At 31.6% G+C, this 15,864-nt stretch carries 21 protein-coding genes; 20 read left to right on the forward strand and 1 reads right to left on the reverse strand.

What is annotated here, in order from left to right; all coding sequences use genetic code 11:
• Positions 1–64: 64 nt before the first annotated feature.
• From AsAng_RS10040 to AsAng_RS10095, 12 genes are all read left to right on the forward strand, one after another.
• A complete protein-coding gene (locus tag AsAng_RS10040) occupies positions 65–475 on the forward strand; it encodes a hypothetical protein (protein WP_264792646.1) in 411 nt (136 codons plus the stop codon).
• A gap of 12 nt (positions 476–487) precedes the next feature.
• Positions 488–1,072, forward strand: coding sequence for an START domain-containing protein (locus AsAng_RS10045; RefSeq protein WP_264792647.1), 585 nt, complete (start codon positions 488–490; stop codon positions 1,070–1,072).
• Positions 1,073–1,076: 4 nt separating this feature from the next.
• Positions 1,077–1,532, forward strand: a complete 456-nt coding sequence (locus tag AsAng_RS10050; protein WP_264792648.1) for a DUF1772 domain-containing protein — start codon at positions 1,077–1,079, stop codon at positions 1,530–1,532.
• Between the two features lie 105 nt (positions 1,533–1,637).
• The gene (locus AsAng_RS10055; RefSeq protein ID WP_264792649.1) at positions 1,638–2,105 is read left to right on the forward strand and encodes a hypothetical protein; all 468 of its coding nucleotides are present in this window, start codon (positions 1,638–1,640) and stop codon (positions 2,103–2,105) included.
• Positions 2,106–2,115: 10 nt separating this feature from the next.
• Positions 2,116–2,349, forward strand: coding sequence for a hypothetical protein (locus AsAng_RS10060; RefSeq protein ID WP_264792650.1), 234 nt, complete (start codon positions 2,116–2,118; stop codon positions 2,347–2,349).
• Positions 2,350–2,886: 537 nt separating this feature from the next.
• The gene (locus AsAng_RS10065) at positions 2,887–3,141 is read left to right on the forward strand and encodes a hypothetical protein (RefSeq protein ID WP_264792651.1); all 255 of its coding nucleotides are present in this window, start codon (positions 2,887–2,889) and stop codon (positions 3,139–3,141) included.
• Between the two features lie 26 nt (positions 3,142–3,167).
• On the forward strand, positions 3,168–3,635 hold the full coding sequence (locus AsAng_RS10070) for a hypothetical protein (protein WP_264792652.1): 468 nt from the start codon (positions 3,168–3,170) through the stop codon (positions 3,633–3,635).
• A gap of 36 nt (positions 3,636–3,671) precedes the next feature.
• Positions 3,672–5,045, forward strand: coding sequence for a hypothetical protein (locus AsAng_RS10075; RefSeq protein WP_264792653.1), 1,374 nt, complete (start codon positions 3,672–3,674; stop codon positions 5,043–5,045).
• 10 nt (positions 5,046–5,055) lie between these two features.
• Complete coding sequence (locus AsAng_RS10080; protein ID WP_264792654.1) at positions 5,056–5,436, forward strand: hypothetical protein; 381 nt, start codon at positions 5,056–5,058, stop codon at positions 5,434–5,436.
• A complete protein-coding gene (locus AsAng_RS10085; protein ID WP_264792655.1) occupies positions 5,436–5,792 on the forward strand; it encodes a hypothetical protein in 357 nt (118 codons plus the stop codon). Before AsAng_RS10080 ends, AsAng_RS10085 begins: the two co-directional genes overlap by 1 nt.
• A gap of 262 nt (positions 5,793–6,054) precedes the next feature.
• The gene (locus tag AsAng_RS10090; protein WP_264790940.1) at positions 6,055–6,348 is read left to right on the forward strand and encodes a transposase; all 294 of its coding nucleotides are present in this window, start codon (positions 6,055–6,057) and stop codon (positions 6,346–6,348) included.
• Positions 6,345–7,181 (forward strand): IS3 family transposase, encoded by an 837-nt coding sequence (locus AsAng_RS10095; RefSeq protein WP_264790941.1) that lies wholly within the window; start codon positions 6,345–6,347, stop codon positions 7,179–7,181. The genes AsAng_RS10090 and AsAng_RS10095 overlap by 4 nt, the downstream gene beginning before the upstream one ends.
• Before the next feature lie 226 nt (positions 7,182–7,407).
• Here AsAng_RS10095 and AsAng_RS10100 read toward each other — a convergent pair whose 3' ends face one another.
• Complete coding sequence (locus AsAng_RS10100) at positions 7,408–7,602, reverse strand: hypothetical protein (RefSeq protein ID WP_264792656.1); 195 nt, start codon at positions 7,600–7,602, stop codon at positions 7,408–7,410.
• A gap of 340 nt (positions 7,603–7,942) precedes the next feature.
• On the opposite strand from AsAng_RS10100, the gene AsAng_RS10105 reads away from it, so the two are divergent.
• The 8 genes from AsAng_RS10105 to AsAng_RS10140 all read left to right on the forward strand — a co-directional run bounded on the left by AsAng_RS10105 (position 7,943) and on the right by AsAng_RS10140 (position 15,772).
• Positions 7,943–8,926 carry a hypothetical protein gene (locus AsAng_RS10105; protein WP_264792657.1) on the forward strand — a complete coding sequence of 328 codons (984 nt, stop codon included), beginning with the start codon at positions 7,943–7,945 and terminating at the stop codon, positions 8,924–8,926.
• Positions 8,927–9,241: 315 nt separating this feature from the next.
• Entirely contained in the window at positions 9,242–10,189 is a 948-nt protein-coding gene (locus AsAng_RS10110) for an SDR family NAD(P)-dependent oxidoreductase (protein ID WP_264792658.1), read from the forward strand.
• Between the two features lie 37 nt (positions 10,190–10,226).
• Positions 10,227–10,616: a DUF4345 family protein gene (locus AsAng_RS10115; RefSeq protein ID WP_264792659.1), complete on the forward strand. Its 390-nt coding sequence runs from the start codon at positions 10,227–10,229 to the stop codon at positions 10,614–10,616.
• A gap of 9 nt (positions 10,617–10,625) precedes the next feature.
• Positions 10,626–11,534: a helix-turn-helix domain-containing protein gene (locus AsAng_RS10120; RefSeq protein WP_407655317.1), complete on the forward strand. Its 909-nt coding sequence runs from the start codon at positions 10,626–10,628 to the stop codon at positions 11,532–11,534.
• 440 nt (positions 11,535–11,974) lie between these two features.
• Positions 11,975–13,255: a C2 family cysteine protease gene (locus tag AsAng_RS10125; RefSeq protein WP_264792661.1), complete on the forward strand. Its 1,281-nt coding sequence runs from the start codon at positions 11,975–11,977 to the stop codon at positions 13,253–13,255.
• A 3-nt stretch (positions 13,256–13,258) separates the two neighbouring features.
• Positions 13,259–13,672 (forward strand): hypothetical protein, encoded by a 414-nt coding sequence (locus tag AsAng_RS10130; protein ID WP_264792662.1) that lies wholly within the window; start codon positions 13,259–13,261, stop codon positions 13,670–13,672.
• Positions 13,673–13,899: 227 nt separating this feature from the next.
• The gene (locus tag AsAng_RS10135) at positions 13,900–14,676 is read left to right on the forward strand and encodes an ankyrin repeat domain-containing protein (protein WP_264792663.1); all 777 of its coding nucleotides are present in this window, start codon (positions 13,900–13,902) and stop codon (positions 14,674–14,676) included.
• A gap of 124 nt (positions 14,677–14,800) precedes the next feature.
• Positions 14,801–15,772: a hypothetical protein gene (locus AsAng_RS10140; RefSeq protein ID WP_264792664.1), complete on the forward strand. Its 972-nt coding sequence runs from the start codon at positions 14,801–14,803 to the stop codon at positions 15,770–15,772.
• The last annotated feature ends 92 nt before the right edge of the window (positions 15,773–15,864 follow it).

Genomic DNA, 15,864 nt, shown 5'->3' on the forward strand with positions numbered 1-15,864 from the left:
TAAATGACATTCATGCTCCAAGACTCTAATTTTGTAGTGTATTTTTTCACCAAAAAGAGTCATCATGAGAAATAAAGATTTTCCACTTTTCACAGGTTTGTTTATACTGGCTGCCCTATGGAATCTTATAGGAGCAGGATTTGGTTATTTCAATACCGAATACACTTTTCAGGGATTGTTTGAAAGAGAACTTAATGACCCGCTATTTTACGAAATATATAGAGGCGCATGGGGCACAACTTTGATGTTTTTCATTGGATATTTATTAGTTGCCTATAATCCGATTAAACATTCAGGTGTGGCATTAATTGGAGGAATAGGAAAATTGGCTTTTGCAATCGCAGAACTACAATTATATCTTTCTGGGCTTGCCAATTCCATAATCTTAATCATCGTAGTTGGCGACTTTACCTTTTGTGCATTATTTGTTTATTACTTTATAAAGTTCTACACCAACAAAAAAGCAATCATATAAACCCCATCAATTATGAAAATAGTAGCATTGCTTATATTCACATTGGTCAGCATAATCAATATTTATGCACAGGATAAATGGAAACTCGTAAAAAATAAAAATGAAATTAAAGTGTATGTTAGCGAAATTTCGGGTAGTAACTATTATGCATTCAAAGCCGTCATGACTGTAAAATCAACCGAAGCGGAAATAATTGAAGTCCTTAGGAATGTGAGTAATTACCCTGAGTGGTTTGCATTTACTGCATCCGCAAAATTGATTCAACAAACAACGAATGAGCAGATCTTCTTCATGGAAACTGACTATCCTTGGCCATTTTCAAATGAATGTATGAACTATAATATGAGATTTGTGAAAGAGCAAGGTAAAAACCAAAAAATTACAATTACTGAAACAGACAAAAAGGTAGATTGTAAATATTCATTAAAAAAAGCAAGTGGCTACATTTTGCTCGAACCAGATAAAGGGAATACAAGAATAAGCTACTATTTCCATTCCGAACCTTCACAAAATATTCCATCGTGGCTTATTAACCCAAGGATACATGAAATGCCTTATCAAACTTTTATATCATTAAAAGAACAGCTAAATATTTAAAAACATGATTCAGGAAAGTATGCTCTTGTTGTCAAGTCTGTCATTAGGTATATTTTTAGGTGCTCAAGTTACCGAAGCATTGTTATTTGTACCAAATTGGAAATCTTTAGGGGCTGATGATTTTTTTGACTTTTATAAAAATTATGGCAAGAAAATTCACCATTTTTTTGCACCATTGACTATCGCAGCTACTGTACTACCCTTGATTACGGTTGTTTACAGCTTTATACATCAAACTAAGTATCAGGTTTTGTTTGGACTAATGGGATTGTTTACATTAGCTTTTTTTTTAACTTATTTTTTGTATTTCAAAGAAGCAAATCAGCGGTTCTTTGATGGAAGTTTACCAAATGAAAAACTCCCAAAGGAATTAAAAAAATGGGGAAATTGGCACTGGATAAGAGTTTGTTTTGAGTTCATAGCTTTTGGATTATCATTATTCCTATTAATGAAAATTTGAAAACGTTGTACAACAATGTATTGTATCGCACACTAATCTAGCACAATCATATATAATAACGTTGCCAATATAGAACAAAAAATTGTACTAATTTAAACATCTAAAATGACCAATCTAAAAATTACTAAAGATGGAATCTTAATTAATAGTGTTCTTCTTAGATGGGGAACTAAAAGAGAAATAATCAGAAAGAAATTAAACATTTCATTTAAAGAAGATGAAAGGATAACTGAATATCGCCCCGATTTTACTCTTGAAGTTTGTCGTGATATGTTTGATGATTTTTTCTTAAATTACGATTATCACTCAAAAACACTAAAAGAAATTGAAATTCACCAAAACTGCAAAATTGAAATTCAATTGAATAACTCAATGCATTTTAGTACTGGCGATACCTATACGAATATATTAAAACTTCTAAAGAAAGAGTTTTCTCTTAAAAAAATTGAAAAGGAAGAACATCTTATTCCAGAATTAAAAATGGTAATAGCTAGTGATAGAGAAATGGGAGGAGATGGAAAAGGTCTTCGCTATTTATATCTTGGGGAAAATATCACTCATCTCCAAAACTAAATTCTAAAGTATGAAAAGAAGACTTAAAGAAATATTCATACTTCATGACTACATTGATGAAGAGAAAATTCCTACTCAAAAATATTCTAAAAAAGTATATCGATATTTATGCACTTCTCCAATTATTGCCCTTGAGGGCTTAGGAAGAAATGCTGCAAGAACAGATGGTATTTGGGCTTGGAGTGATTCCCTCGCTGAACCATATAAAAATGGAAAAAATCTGCTTACTAGAAAAATGCATTAAAAATGTTCAAGCACACTTATTTTCATACCCCTTCTGGTTTGCTTTTAAAATTTATATTCTGAGATTCAATCTTAGAAATGAAGTAAATCGTCTTATTGATGAAAAAATTGAACAAAGAGAAATAAAAACGGTTGACAACAATTAGTGATCAAAATTCAGTAGGTCAAAAAAATACACCTTTTTGTCTTATTTTTTGTTGTTCCAACTATTATTATTGGCTATATAATTACGAATCTTATTGAGAACCAATTTGTAAGAATAATCTTGTTGTTCCACAAGAAAAAAGAAATCAAATGCCCCAACTTATGATGAGATTATGAAGGTAATGGTGAATTTCATGAATAAAAAATTAGAAGAAAATGAAGAAGAGAACACGGTAGCCAACAAAGTGTAAAATGTTCATGCTGGCTATGTGCCAGCACGCCATTTACACGAGACCGTTACCCATCATAAAAAATCATTCATTACTACAAAAACAATATTTTTTTTTGTAATTTATACTTTCATGGTTACCTAATCCACCTAAACAAACTGCTTATGCCTACTAATGAAAGTAAAAGTTTTCAAACATTCAAGGACAGAATCCATAACCTACGACAACATCTTCAAGTAATTGATGCATCATTAAAAAAAACATCTCAATGGTTAGGAAGTTATACCCCAAAAACTGTCGCTATTGCAACTGCTTTGGGTGTATCATCTCAAAATTACAATTATCTCAATAAGCCTATCAGCAGTCATAATAGTATGATTAAATACACCAAGAAAAAAATGCTGAATTTGCCATCATAGAATTATTTAATAACTTTTCAATTTACATGAAAGGTATTTTAAGAGAGATGTACGATCATGACCCTGAAAAAATAATTCATAAAGCTGCTGGCAAAGAGAGAACTCTTACTTTCAATGAAATCGCTGCTTCAAATAACCTCGCTGATTTAAAAATAATAATGATTGATAAAATTTTCCGGAGCCTTGAAAACGAGAGATCAACCAAAAAACTTGTAAAAAAGATAATTAATCACACGGGAATAACTATAGATTCAACAATTCTTACAAATGGATTGATGCATCTCGAAATGCGTCACTTATTTATTCATAATGATGGCATCGCTGATTTAGATTTTGTAAATATCTATGGAAATCTATTAGTCAGCCCTATATCTCAAGGAGATAAACTACCCAGAAATTTTTCGCAAACTACTAGAGGTCTCATTGCTGTTGAGAAGTTAGCAAAAGAAATTGACTCTAAATTAATTACAGCAGGTCATTTACAATCCAGATAAATTAATAAAATCAAAGCCAACAAAACCACATAATAAATGAGTTTAATAAGACCTAGACTAAATGATTTTCATAATATCCCTATTACCCAAGAAGAAGTCGATTTTGCAATTCCTTTTTTAGATGAGGATATACCTCTTTATGTTGACCCTTTCTTATTATGGAAATCACCTTCTATGCAAGATAATTCTTTGCACCTCACGATAACAAATAGTTTTAACAATTTAGGTTACTTAGCTTCTCAGAACAAAGAAAAAGAAGCTCTTGAGATATTAATTAGAGCATCAGAATGCAATGAAGTCGGACTAGGTAACTCTAAAACAAAAGTAGGAAAACGTATAGGGAAAAAACTAGCCAGTGATGTATTAGATCAATTTTCTACTATTCCCCAATTAAATAAAAACGGATTTATTCACTTTGAAGAAATACAGCTATTAGTTGACAATTTTTCAAAAGACAGGGTAAGTGATATTGCATGTAATTTCATTCAATCATTTCTTGTTGATTTCACAATCGAACAAGCTGAAAAACATGGCATTCCTATCGAACAAGTTTTATTAAAAAATATCTATAATACTAAAACTCATTCTTTTCAAGAAGAAAAAACTCATTTACCAGTTAACCCAATAACCAAAGAACCTATTCTTCTTGTGCCCAAAAGGTGGTTAAAATATATCCCCTGGATTAATTCAGATGATTACTTCAAAAGTTATTATTTAAAGAATATTCATAAAAAGGGGGATGCTATTCTTGACAGAGTAAAGCTTCTAAGCTTTAATAGACACAATTACGATATTGTTCAGGCATATACATCAATTAAAGAAAAGCATTTTGAAAATTGTAAGAATGATCCTCTATTTTCTCAGATACCCATTACATCTGCAAAAAGAAAAATCTCCACAATTCTAAAACTACCAACAGGAAAGACAGATAACGCAGATCGTAAATATGAGGATAATACTTGTCAGTTCTTAACATCCTTAGTTTATCCACATTTAGATTTTGCACAAGAACAAAGTAGAACTGAGTCAGGTGTTCAAATCAGAGATTTAATTTTTTACAATAATGCTTCTACCCCATTTTTAAAGGAAATATATAACACTTACGATTGTCGCCAAATTGTGATGGAACTAAAAAATGTGAAAGAAATTCAACAAAGTCACATTCTTCAACTAAACAGATATTTAAAAGATCAATTTGGACGATTTGGAGTTATTATTACAAGAAATCCACCACCTAAAAAGGTTATTAAAAATATAATTGATTTATGGTCAGCCTATAGAAAATGTATTTTGGTTTTGGATGATTCAGATTTTAAAATGATGACTCAAGTATTTGAAAGTAAACAACGTGACCCAATTGAGGTAATCAAAAAAAAATATATAGAATTTACAAGAGCTTGCCCATCATAAAATAGAAACAATGAATAAAGAGACTGTTAACAAATTTGAAAAAGTTCAAGGACAGATTGAGGGTTTTTATAAAGAAATTGGAATACTTTCTAAAAAAAATCCCAACGATGCTGTCAATAAATTTAAACTAAAATTTATAAATCAAATTTTAGTAGAAGCAAATGAATTACTCCAAGGTCTTTATAAACCATTAAAAGACTTTGATTTTTTTGAAGAAGATGATATCCCTACTAACAGCGATGTCACTATGATTTTTGAACAATACCTTGCTTGTTTAGAAAAACTTAGAAGCGATAACATAATACTAGATTTTGGAAACTGGTATTGGATAATTAACGGAAAATCTTCTTCAATCAAAACTTCTGAACCAAAAAAAATTAGAAATAAGTAATGGCAAAAAATGAGAACTTACCAACGAATGCTCAAGTTGAATTATTTAAAATGCTTGATGTTTTATTGAATTCTATTTATTTCGAGATGAAAGAATTTTCAAAGAAAAAACCAGATGAACCACTCAATAAATTTAAAGTAAAAAATGTAAATAGAGTTTTAGAACAAATAAAAGATATTCTAAAAGCAGAACCTACAAGTCCATTCCTGGATATCCTGAATGAGGATACATTACCAACAAACAGTGACGCCATTTTAGTTATTGGACAATTTAGAGCGTCTATGGCAAGGTTTCAAAAGAAATATGCTGCAAAATATGGTAAATGGAAAACAAAAGAAAACCCTACAGGAATTTAATAAAACGGTAGGTAACAATATGCCAATTCCATAAAGTTAAGAGCAAAAGCTGGTCTGTAATTTGCAGAAAATCTGTTTCTAAAGCTGTCACATTTCAGGCAGGAACAATTTTAGAAGGTGCATACCAAATTTGCTATCTATAGGGATAGCACATTCCTTAGCTCTAAAATCACATATTTTCTTCCGTATCAGTGTAGGCATCCCAAGAGAAGCAACCGTTAGTTAAGAGAAAAAATATTATATTAGATAAAAACTAACGAAAATGAAGAGGAGTAAATTTAGCACAGCTCAAAAAGCAAAGATATTAGCAGAGCATGACGGCGGAAAAAGTGTAACGGATTTATGCCGTCAATACCAAATTAGTGCAGCTACGTTGTATAAATGGAAAAAGGACTATGAAGATAGTCAAGATGAAGATAAACGAAGAATAAAGGAATTAGAGGCAGAAAATGTTCGTTTAAAAAAGATGTATGCTAATTTAAGTATCGATCATGAGATACTTCAAGAAGGTTATGCAATGGTAAAAAAGTTCCAAGCCCAAAAGAACAAGAAATGATATTGGATTGCTTGTCAAAAGAATACAGCATTCGTCGTACTTGTGTTGTTTTGGGCTTACGCCGTCAGACATATTATAGTCGTAAATCAGGTCATCGCCCAGAAGAAAAGGATGAAGAAATAGTGGATTTACTACATCAGTTAACAAAACGTTTTGTATCATGGGGCTTTTGGAAAATTTATCACTATTTGAGAAATCAAGGCTATGCCTATAATCATAAGAGAATTTATCGTATATGGTGTATAGAGGGTTTAAATTTACGTTTACCGCCCAAACGCAAGAGGATTTATCGAAAATATCAACAACTTTTGGCTCCTAAAGAAGTCAACAAAGGTTGGGCTATGGATTTTCTAAGTGATTGGGTTGTTAGCCCAACTAATCATCGTATACGAATTATCAATATTATGGATGAAGGTTCTCGCCGAGCCTTATGGACAGAAGCTCATCATAATATTTCAGCTAAAAAGCTAATAGAGGTTTTGGAGAAAGTGATAGAATATCGTGGAAAACCATCTTATATTCGTTGTGACAATGGTCCTGAGTTTATTTCAGAAAAGCTCAAATTGTGGGCAAATAAACATGATATTGAATTGAAATTCATCCAACCAGGAAAGCCATCTCAGAATGGTTTGATTGAGCGTTTGAATAAAACATTGAGAGCCGAATGTTTGAACTTATGCTGGTTTCAATCTCTAGAAGAATTAAATGAAGAAATACAGGTTTGGAGTCAGATTTATAATCTAGAACGACCTCATAAGAACTTAGGTAATATTACCCCAGATTCTTTTGAGATTCTAAATCAGAAACTCTACTTTTTAGCGGTTGCTGCTTAGGGGAAGCCTACATCAGGCACTCGAATTCCAGTTCCATCAATCGCCAATAGTCGGTATCCTTTCCAATATTTTATTCCTCGATTGCTTCGATAAAAAAGTTGGCAACTATAAGAAAATAAGTCTTCAAAAAAACAAACCTTAATCTTTGAACGAGCTAAGGCTAATGCTGTCTTTGTTGGTGGGCACCTTGATCTAAATAGTCTTGAGTGGGAGATTAATTCGGCGTTTACACTTTTTTTAAAAGACCTAATATCAATCCTACCGTTGTTGCAAAATCTAATTTGCGATGTCTTGTAAAATCTTGTTCTGGGCGAATCAAATAGGTCGCCCGTTTTTGGGCTGTTAAACTCGCCAAAATTATAAATAATTTTAGCTTCTTTAATTGTGCTGTTAAGCTTAGTAGTTTTTTGTCACGTTTCATCCCCTAAATATATGTTTTTTCTGACTACTTTCCTTAACTTTATGGCAGTGAACAAGAAATATACGTCAATCCCACATCTTGGGCTAAAGCTAAAGTTCATTCGTATGTAACACTACGCAAAATCGCAGATTTTGCTAGTACTCGAAGAAAAAATTACTAGCAAAATCTGCGATTTTGCTTTGGGATTAGCTATATTCCTATTCGTATAACTTGTGGCACTGCGTATATCAAGACGTTGTCATCAATTCAAAGAAAAATCATTACGCAAATACACTGCGCAGCAACTTTTTAACTTTGAGTCTCAGTAAAAAATCTAATCTAGGACTTAAAAATAAAAACTATGGACAGAAGAAAATTTAAAGGCATATCTATATTCTTATTGATTAAAGAACGTATTAAAATTGAACTCAATGAATTTCAAGAAATCATTGAAGAGATATCTAGTGATTTAGAAAGTAAGAAGGCTAAAATTGAAGCCAGTTATGAAAATCTTGAAGCAAGTGGGTATGAAGATCATTACTCTGATATTCTTATTGATGAGTACCAAAAATATGATAAAACATTCCCTAAATATACTTTTAACCCTCTTCTGCTATCTATCTATGGTTATTTTGAAAATTGGCTCAGAAAACTTTGTGATATTGACTCAAGAAAAGGTTTTTCAAAAATTAAAGTATCGGATTTAGCTGGTAGAAACTATATCGAAAAAAGTAAAACCTATTTTCAAAAAGTTGCTGAAATTGACTTGAGTATTCTAAATGAAAAATGGCAGCGAGTAAAAGAAATCCAAAAAATAAGAAATTTAATAGCTCATAATGAATCAAATATCGTCAAAAATAAATCTAAACCTATACACGAACAACCAACTTATCAAATAATCAATGGAGATGAAAATTTAGCTTTAGACCTCCAAAATGGAGATTTTCATATCATGAATAAAACCTTTCTACTTGAAGCAATTTCATTAGTTCAAGAATATCTCAACGAGGTAATTGAAAAATTATCAAAGAGAAAAGTTATAGCAAAAAATACCGCTGTGCCATATGATATGACTCCATGGGGAGAAGAAAAAACAGAAAGTCTCCTTAAAGATATTATACATTGCTTAAACTTAATTGATGGTTATTACGAAAGAGACGATGAACATCGCTTGGAAGATACATTAGGGAATTTAAAAGGAAACCTTGGCGCCATGGCTTGGAATGGCACTAAAATTTTATCCTTTTTTATGAATGGAAAATGGGAAACAATAGACAGAGATTACATTGTAAACGAAAGATTATCTGGTCTAAAAAAATTGAAAGATCTTTACAAAAAAAACTGATAACAACAATCTGCATATAGCCATCCAGAGCACTCTGTAACGCCCAATTCAGGGGCTTTGTCCAAGCGCAAAATCGCAGATTTTGCCAGTACTCTGAACGAAATTTACTGCCAAAATCTACGATTTTGCTTATCTGTAACGCACACTTTTCGTATTTTGCTCTTTCTGCACGGTATATGCAGTAACGTTGGCATCAATTAGAAAGGAAATATCGTAAAAATGTATCCAAGATTCGTGATTTTGTTTAAGTGACTTAGCTATACTTAGGTATAACTTTGCAGTATTATTTCAACTAAGAAAAATACAATCAATATCATGGAAAATAGTATTTCAAATATTCATGGATGGACCCCTAAAAGCATAAAAAGCCTTCAGGGGAAAACTTATGTTATTACAGGAGCTAATGTAGGAATTGGTTACGAAGCTGCAAAAACCTTTTTAAAAAAGGGAGCAAAAGTAGTAATGCTCAATCGCAATGAGCAAAAAACAAAAAATGCAATTGCTCAATTGAAAAAAGACTTAGGCTCTAAGATTGATGTTTCTTATATCATAATGGATTTAGAATCTTTGGCTTCTGTCAGAAAAGCCGCTGCTAAAGCTATAGAAAGTATCTCCACATTTGATGCTTTCATTTGCAATGCGGCAGTCGGGCAATTAGCAAAGCAAGAAATATCTAATGACGGTTTTGAAAAACAATTGGGCATCAATCATTATGGTCATTTTTTACTCTTAAACCTGATGTTCCAAAAAATCAAAGCGGTCAAAGCCAGGATAGTTCTTGTTGGAAGTAATGGCTATAACATGGGATTGAAGAAAATTCAATTCGAGGATATGAATTTTGATAAGAATTACAACCCAATGAGAACTTATTGCCATAGCAAATTAGCTCAAATGATGTTTGCCTATGAATTACAGCGAAAGATAAAAGCAAACAATGGAGATACCGAAGTTTACGTCTGTCATCCCGGTGCATCAAAAACTACTATGGGGGTAGAAGAAGGCAATCGAATGACAAAAATTATGTTTAAGATTATGGCACTTACTCCCCTTGCTCAATCCGCAGAGGCAGGTTCTCATCCGACAGTAATGTGTGCAACAGAAAATAATTTGAAGCAACTGGCATATTATGGACCAACGGGGACGATGAATTTAGTTGGTCCATTAGGAGCATGTACATTGGAAGAACATGTATTGGACAAAGCTTCAGCACAGAAGCTTTGGGAATTATCAGAAAAAGAAACTAATTGCAGTTGGAAATTCTAATTTAGAAATCATATTTAAATCATCAAAAAAAATAATAATGAAAAACACGGGAATGTGGATTTGTAGAATAATATTAGGTTTGGTTGGCATTATCCTTTTAGTACAAGGATTTATGTGGTCGTTTTTACCGGAAAGCAATTTAGCAATAAATGATATTGTTGCAAATTCAACTTTAGGACTGAACATGATTAAAAGTGATATTGGAGGACCTTTAATGGCTGGAGGGTTAATGTTAATTTTATATGCTATTAAATGGAAAGAATTTTATTTGCCATTAATGATTTTTGTTTCAGGATACTTAATTGTGCGCATAGTTAGTTTCTTTGCTGATGGGTCACATCCTACCATTATTATGGGAATAATATTGGAAGCAGTTGTCCTTGTACTAATTGTAGTATTAAACAATCTTCGTAAAAAGGCTTCATAAAATTTGAATATGCAACACTTCAAAACATTAAGTGAATTTCTCGCATACATAAAATTTCCTGCACCAGAACACCCCATGTTCAGCATAATATCTACCAAAGATGGAGGCTACCTTCCTTGTCCAAAGGAAAGCTCTCCGCCTATCAGTAATGAATGTTACTCTATTAGTTTAAAAAAAGTGTTATTAGGAGAGGTTAACTATGGTAGAACTAAATATGATTTCAACAACGGTGCAATGGTTTTTATGTCCCCAAGGCAAGTCATGCAATGGGATAAAGTTATTATTGACCAAAAAGGATTGGTCATCACATTCCATGAAGATTTTATAAGAGGCACTATCTTAGAGAGACAAATCAAAAAATACGGTTTCTTTTCCTATACTACTAACGAAGCCCTACACCTTTCACCCAAAGAAGAAAAACTGATTGAATCCATTTTTGATAATATTGAAATGGAGTATCACAACAATCAGGATAAGTTTAGCAAAGACATTATCATTGCTCAATTGGGAACATTGCTAAAATACGCAGACCGCTTTTATGAACGACAATTTATCAACAGGAAAGAACTTTCGGGTAGTCTATTAGAAAAGTTCACCAATGAGATTAGAAGCTATTTTGAATCTGATAAATTACAAGAATTAGGTATTCCAACGATAGAAGCATTAGCTGATAGTTTATCTGTTTCTCAACGTTATTTAAGCGACACACTTAAAAAGGAAACAGGAAAAACAGCCATAGAACATATTCATTTGTACCTAATTGATGAAGCCAAAAATATTCTATTACAACCAAATAAAACAATTTCACAAATAGCTTATGAATTGGGATTTGAATACCCTCAATATTTTTCGAGATTGTTTAAGAAAAGAGTAGGAGTTAGCCCTTCACATTACAGAAACAAATTTATGTTGAATTGAAAAGAAAACTGATGCCAACAAAGGCTAAAATGTCAATAGCCTCCATCCGTCGGCTACTGCATTTAGCCGGGCCGTTAGGTGGCATTTTCTCTCCTCTCCTAAAAATATAGTTATCTAATTCCCTATTTCAAGAATATTTCCCTATTTTACTTTGATTGTAGTTAATTCATTAGCGAAACTAACGACATTTGAAATTATATTTATTTTACGCATAAAACAGTGTTTGTCGATACTTGCGGAGATCCAAAAGGAAACTATAAAATTTAGTGTACTAGAGTCTAAAAAATGCTCTAAAAGTGCTTATTTTAATTTTTTTAGGTCTTTTTTTACTTTTCTAACACCCTATTTTGTCTCGTATATACCATAAATGCTTACTTATAAATTCTAGTTATCGTTAGAACCGCTGTTAATTCACATATTAAATATTTATTTATTACATAATGAATATTGATAAACTTAAAAAGCAAATAGATAAATTCCAAAGTTCGATTAGGTATTATGAAATACTCTTTCAAAGGGATGGCAATATCACTCCTGATGAACAAGCTTTATTGAATAAATTGAATGAGTCTATAGAAAAAATAAACAATAAAATAAAATCCATTCAAAAGAGTACTATAGAGAAACTTACGCTCAAATACAATGACTGTAAAAGAAGTTTTAATCTTATAAAAGAAAGCCTTGAAAATTATATTAATGACAATCAGGCATTGTCTAAAAATATAAACTCATTTGATTCAGATTACACTTCTTATTTTAAAAAGTTTGCTAAAAGCGATTTTCATACACAGAATCAAATAAAAAAGCAGAAAGAACAAATAAAAAAATGGCAAACAGAAGTCCTAGCTGTTAAAGAAAAACATATTAAGCCCGTTAAAGATCTTTCTAAACAGAAAGCTAATCCTAAAATGAAATCTGAAACAAAAAAGATTGCGACCTACAAAGATGTTACAAAATATCAAATTGATGCAATCGTTGATTTGTTTAAAAATGGAAATAATCGAAGCATTGATAACAATGCAGCAATTCATCATAATGATGTAAAACAAGGAAATCTAGATGACTGTTATTTTTTAGCTGCTTTAGCGGCTGTTGCTAAAGCAAATCCTAGTTCTATTAAGAATCTTATCACTCCAAAAAAAGATGGAACTTATGATGTAAAGCTATACATTCGAAAGAAAAAGTTCTTAAACCCTAGTGGATTAAATCCCATAATTGTAAATGTTTCAACAGAATTACCTATTTCTAACAAAACTGACAACCCTATTTATGCTAGGCATGGAGACAACGAACTATGGGTTTCCTTAGTTGAAAAAGCGTTTGCTAAATTAAATGGAACTAAATATGATAGTTCCTATAAAAAAGTAGAATGGGGTCATGGTTATGAAGCTATTGAAAATATAACAGGGCATGCTGCTTCTCATTTTATTCCAAAGAAAAAGACTAGGGAGGACTTAATTGAAATTATACAAAGTGCATTAATAGACGAACGCCCTATTACTGCTGGAACCAAACCAAATAAAAAAAACAATTTCAACTTCAAACTAGATGATAATACAGAACTTGTTCCAGCACATGAATACTACATTATAAACATAAACAATAAAGAAATAGAACTTCGAAACCCACATGGGAATGACACATATATTGGAGGAAATATATTTACTATTGACATCAGTAATTTTATTAGTTATTTTAGTATAGTTTCTTTAAATAGTTAAAGTATGAAAGTATGCCTTTTTATTGTTCATACAGTAGCTATTGTTTATCTATTCTGTGGATGTAGCAATAAAGTGAAACTCAATAAAATTGTACAGAAATATAAATTCTGTACAGATACAATTATTACTTTTTACTCAGGAAAAGAGTGGGAAGGATTAAGATTTGTTAATCGTTTTGAATACTATTGGGGAGAGAATAAGGACTTAAAAGTAAGAGGTCCTATTACATACTATTACAAAAAGCATATTGGAAAAGGAAGTATTATTAAGTTAAATGATACAAAATGGATTATATCTAAATTTCAATATCAACGCCATATAGAAATTAGTCGTCCTTTTAAAAAAGGTAGGGCTTATCCTACTCCAGAGTATTATAATGTAAGACTAACTTTAAAACAAATGTGTACAAATAAATAACGCCACTTAACAAGAAATATACGTCAATCCCACATCTTGGGCTAAAGCTAAAGTTCATTCGTATGTAACACTACGCAAAATCGCAGATTTTGCTAGTACTCGAAGAAAAAATTACTAGCAAAATCTGCGATTTTGCTTTGGGATTAGCTATATTCCTATTCGTATAACTTGTGGCACTGCGTATATCAAGACGTTATAGCAAACTATGTATCTTAACGAACATTAAAATGGACGAATTCAATAGAACAGAGGTATTCTACTCAATAGTTAACAATGACTATGATAAATTTATGAAAGAGCTTGAATTCTTGACAGATATAAATATGGTTGATATAAACGGAATGTCTTTACTCCATTTCTGTGGTGAATATTCAAACCTAAAATTTGCTAAAAATCTAATTGAAAAAGGTATCAACGTTGACCTAAAAGATAATTATGGGAATAATGCTTTATGGAAAGCTACATTTAATTCAAGAGGAAATTATGAATTGGTCGAATTACTAATTGAAAATGAATCTAACCCAAATTCTAAAAATAATGCCAATAAATCACCATTGGACTTAGCACTTAGTTTTGGAGACGAAAGACTAATCGGATTGCTTAGCGAACCAGAATATAAATACCATGCAGACTGGGAACAATTGGCTGATTTGTTCAATTACAAAATAGACCGACACGACCAAGATTGGACTTATACAATTTCAGAACCTGAAAGAATCGAGGATTACCTAGATGCTTATACAAATATTGAGAATATAGAAGCAAAATATTCTCTACTTGAAATGATAATTCAATCCGTTAATGACCAAACTGACAAAGAATTTGATAAGTATTGGAATCGATTAGTTCCATTTCTTGATATTGATTTCGAATTAAACAAACCAACTATCTATTATTGGTGTGATTGGATGAATGATAATCTGGAAAACTGTTTCGAGGTTAGTGATAAGATGAGAAAATATTGGATTAGTAAAATAAAAGAAAAATGCTATAACAATGTATAACAAATCACAGCCGCCTATCGGCAGGCTACGCTTGTTATACGAGCCGTTGGCGGTCATTAAAACCCAATCTAAGGATTTAGAAATTAAACATCTTACTTAATAAAAACAAAAAATAGAAAACAAAATGAGAATAGCTTTTTATGGTTCATCTTCTCCAATTTTTTATGATTATTCCAAACCAAATGCACAACTCAGCTCGCAAGGGTTATTGCCCAATCCTATTCTTGATAGTGCATGGGGAACTATGATATTATTTGATGAGCTTTGGTTTTTAGCTGAAGAACTGTGTCCTAAGAACTTAAAATCATTACCTTATATTAAATTTTTGACTAATGAAATAGATTTCAATCATTTAAAAGATTTGAATACTAATGCTATTTGGGAAAACTTAGGAAAAGAAAAACAAAAATATTTTGAGCAAAAGAAATTAAACGAAAGCTTGGGGCAATATCAAGAAGTTGTTGATTCATTAGGAAGCACATGGGAAATATCTCCAGATCACCACTCAAGAGATTTTCACGTTGGTGATTTAAAATTTATGGGAAGCTCTGTTCAAGCAGAAAATGTTGTACAAGATTTAGCTATCGTTGAATTTCTAAAACTTCACCTAAAAAAAGATATTCAACTAATTACTAACTCTTTCACCCAAAATTGGCTCGAAAGCCCTGATTCCATTTTGTCTCAAACAAAACTAACCGAGTTATTAACGATTGAAGGCATACCTAATTATCTAAATCAGGATGGTCCATATCATGAAATAATTGAAACTTTAAGAGAAGATCAATATCTTAAAAGGTATAGAGAATGGATAATAGAGCAAAAGATTAACTATAACCTGTCTGAATTAAAAGATGTCAAGGAAGAAATAGAAAACTCTATAAATAAATTCCAAAGAGAATTAATGCTAAAGTACTTAGATCCTAAATCAACTTATAAAAGTATTGGCAAATCTATTATTGGAGCTGGTTCAAACTTAATTATCCCTGGTATTTCTGCAATGGTATCGATAGCAGGTGATGTAAAAGAGGGAATTCAAAAAAAGGATTTAATGTGGCAAGGTTTCATTATTTCTTCAAAAAACAAACTAAACAGATAAAAAACGACCGCCAACAATGTGTAACATATGACCATTCTAGGTGTAGGGCTAAAGCTAAAGTCTCGGCGTATGTGAGACGCCGCAAAATCGTA

It is taken from the genome of Aureispira anguillae (assembly GCF_026000115.1).
Taxonomy (GTDB): domain Bacteria; phylum Bacteroidota; class Bacteroidia; order Chitinophagales; family Saprospiraceae; genus Aureispira; species Aureispira anguillae.

Excerpts from the sequence above, each read along its gene's own strand:
- AsAng_RS10095 (WP_264790941.1), top strand. The coding sequence starts at position 6,345 with ATGATATTGGATTGCTTGTCAAAAGAATACAGCATTCGTCGTACTTGT.
- AsAng_RS10130 (WP_264792662.1), top strand. The coding sequence starts at position 13,259 with ATGAAAGTATGCCTTTTTATTGTTCATACAGTAGCTATTGTTTATCTA.
- AsAng_RS10105 (WP_264792657.1), top strand. The coding sequence starts at position 7,943 with ATGGACAGAAGAAAATTTAAAGGCATATCTATATTCTTATTGATTAAA.
- AsAng_RS10055 (WP_264792649.1), top strand. The coding sequence starts at position 1,638 with ATGACCAATCTAAAAATTACTAAAGATGGAATCTTAATTAATAGTGTT.
- AsAng_RS10135 (WP_264792663.1), top strand. The coding sequence starts at position 13,900 with ATGGACGAATTCAATAGAACAGAGGTATTCTACTCAATAGTTAACAAT.
- AsAng_RS10120 (WP_407655317.1), top strand. The coding sequence starts at position 10,626 with ATGCAACACTTCAAAACATTAAGTGAATTTCTCGCATACATAAAATTT.
- AsAng_RS10085 (WP_264792655.1), top strand. The coding sequence starts at position 5,436 with ATGGCAAAAAATGAGAACTTACCAACGAATGCTCAAGTTGAATTATTT.
- AsAng_RS10090 (WP_264790940.1), top strand. The coding sequence starts at position 6,055 with ATGAAGAGGAGTAAATTTAGCACAGCTCAAAAAGCAAAGATATTAGCA.
- AsAng_RS10040 (WP_264792646.1), top strand. The coding sequence starts at position 65 with ATGAGAAATAAAGATTTTCCACTTTTCACAGGTTTGTTTATACTGGCT.
- AsAng_RS10140 (WP_264792664.1), top strand. The coding sequence starts at position 14,801 with ATGAGAATAGCTTTTTATGGTTCATCTTCTCCAATTTTTTATGATTAT.
- AsAng_RS10050 (WP_264792648.1), top strand. The coding sequence starts at position 1,077 with ATGATTCAGGAAAGTATGCTCTTGTTGTCAAGTCTGTCATTAGGTATA.
- AsAng_RS10075 (WP_264792653.1), top strand. The coding sequence starts at position 3,672 with ATGAGTTTAATAAGACCTAGACTAAATGATTTTCATAATATCCCTATT.
- AsAng_RS10045 (WP_264792647.1), top strand. The coding sequence starts at position 488 with ATGAAAATAGTAGCATTGCTTATATTCACATTGGTCAGCATAATCAAT.
- AsAng_RS10065 (WP_264792651.1), top strand. The coding sequence starts at position 2,887 with ATGCCTACTAATGAAAGTAAAAGTTTTCAAACATTCAAGGACAGAATC.
- AsAng_RS10070 (WP_264792652.1), top strand. The coding sequence starts at position 3,168 with ATGAAAGGTATTTTAAGAGAGATGTACGATCATGACCCTGAAAAAATA.
- AsAng_RS10115 (WP_264792659.1), top strand. The coding sequence starts at position 10,227 with ATGAAAAACACGGGAATGTGGATTTGTAGAATAATATTAGGTTTGGTT.
- AsAng_RS10125 (WP_264792661.1), top strand. The coding sequence starts at position 11,975 with ATGAATATTGATAAACTTAAAAAGCAAATAGATAAATTCCAAAGTTCG.
- AsAng_RS10060 (WP_264792650.1), top strand. The coding sequence starts at position 2,116 with ATGAAAAGAAGACTTAAAGAAATATTCATACTTCATGACTACATTGAT.
- AsAng_RS10110 (WP_264792658.1), top strand. The coding sequence starts at position 9,242 with ATGGAAAATAGTATTTCAAATATTCATGGATGGACCCCTAAAAGCATA.
- AsAng_RS10100 (WP_264792656.1), bottom strand. The coding sequence starts at position 7,602 with ATGAAACGTGACAAAAAACTACTAAGCTTAACAGCACAATTAAAGAAG.
- AsAng_RS10080 (WP_264792654.1), top strand. The coding sequence starts at position 5,056 with ATGAATAAAGAGACTGTTAACAAATTTGAAAAAGTTCAAGGACAGATT.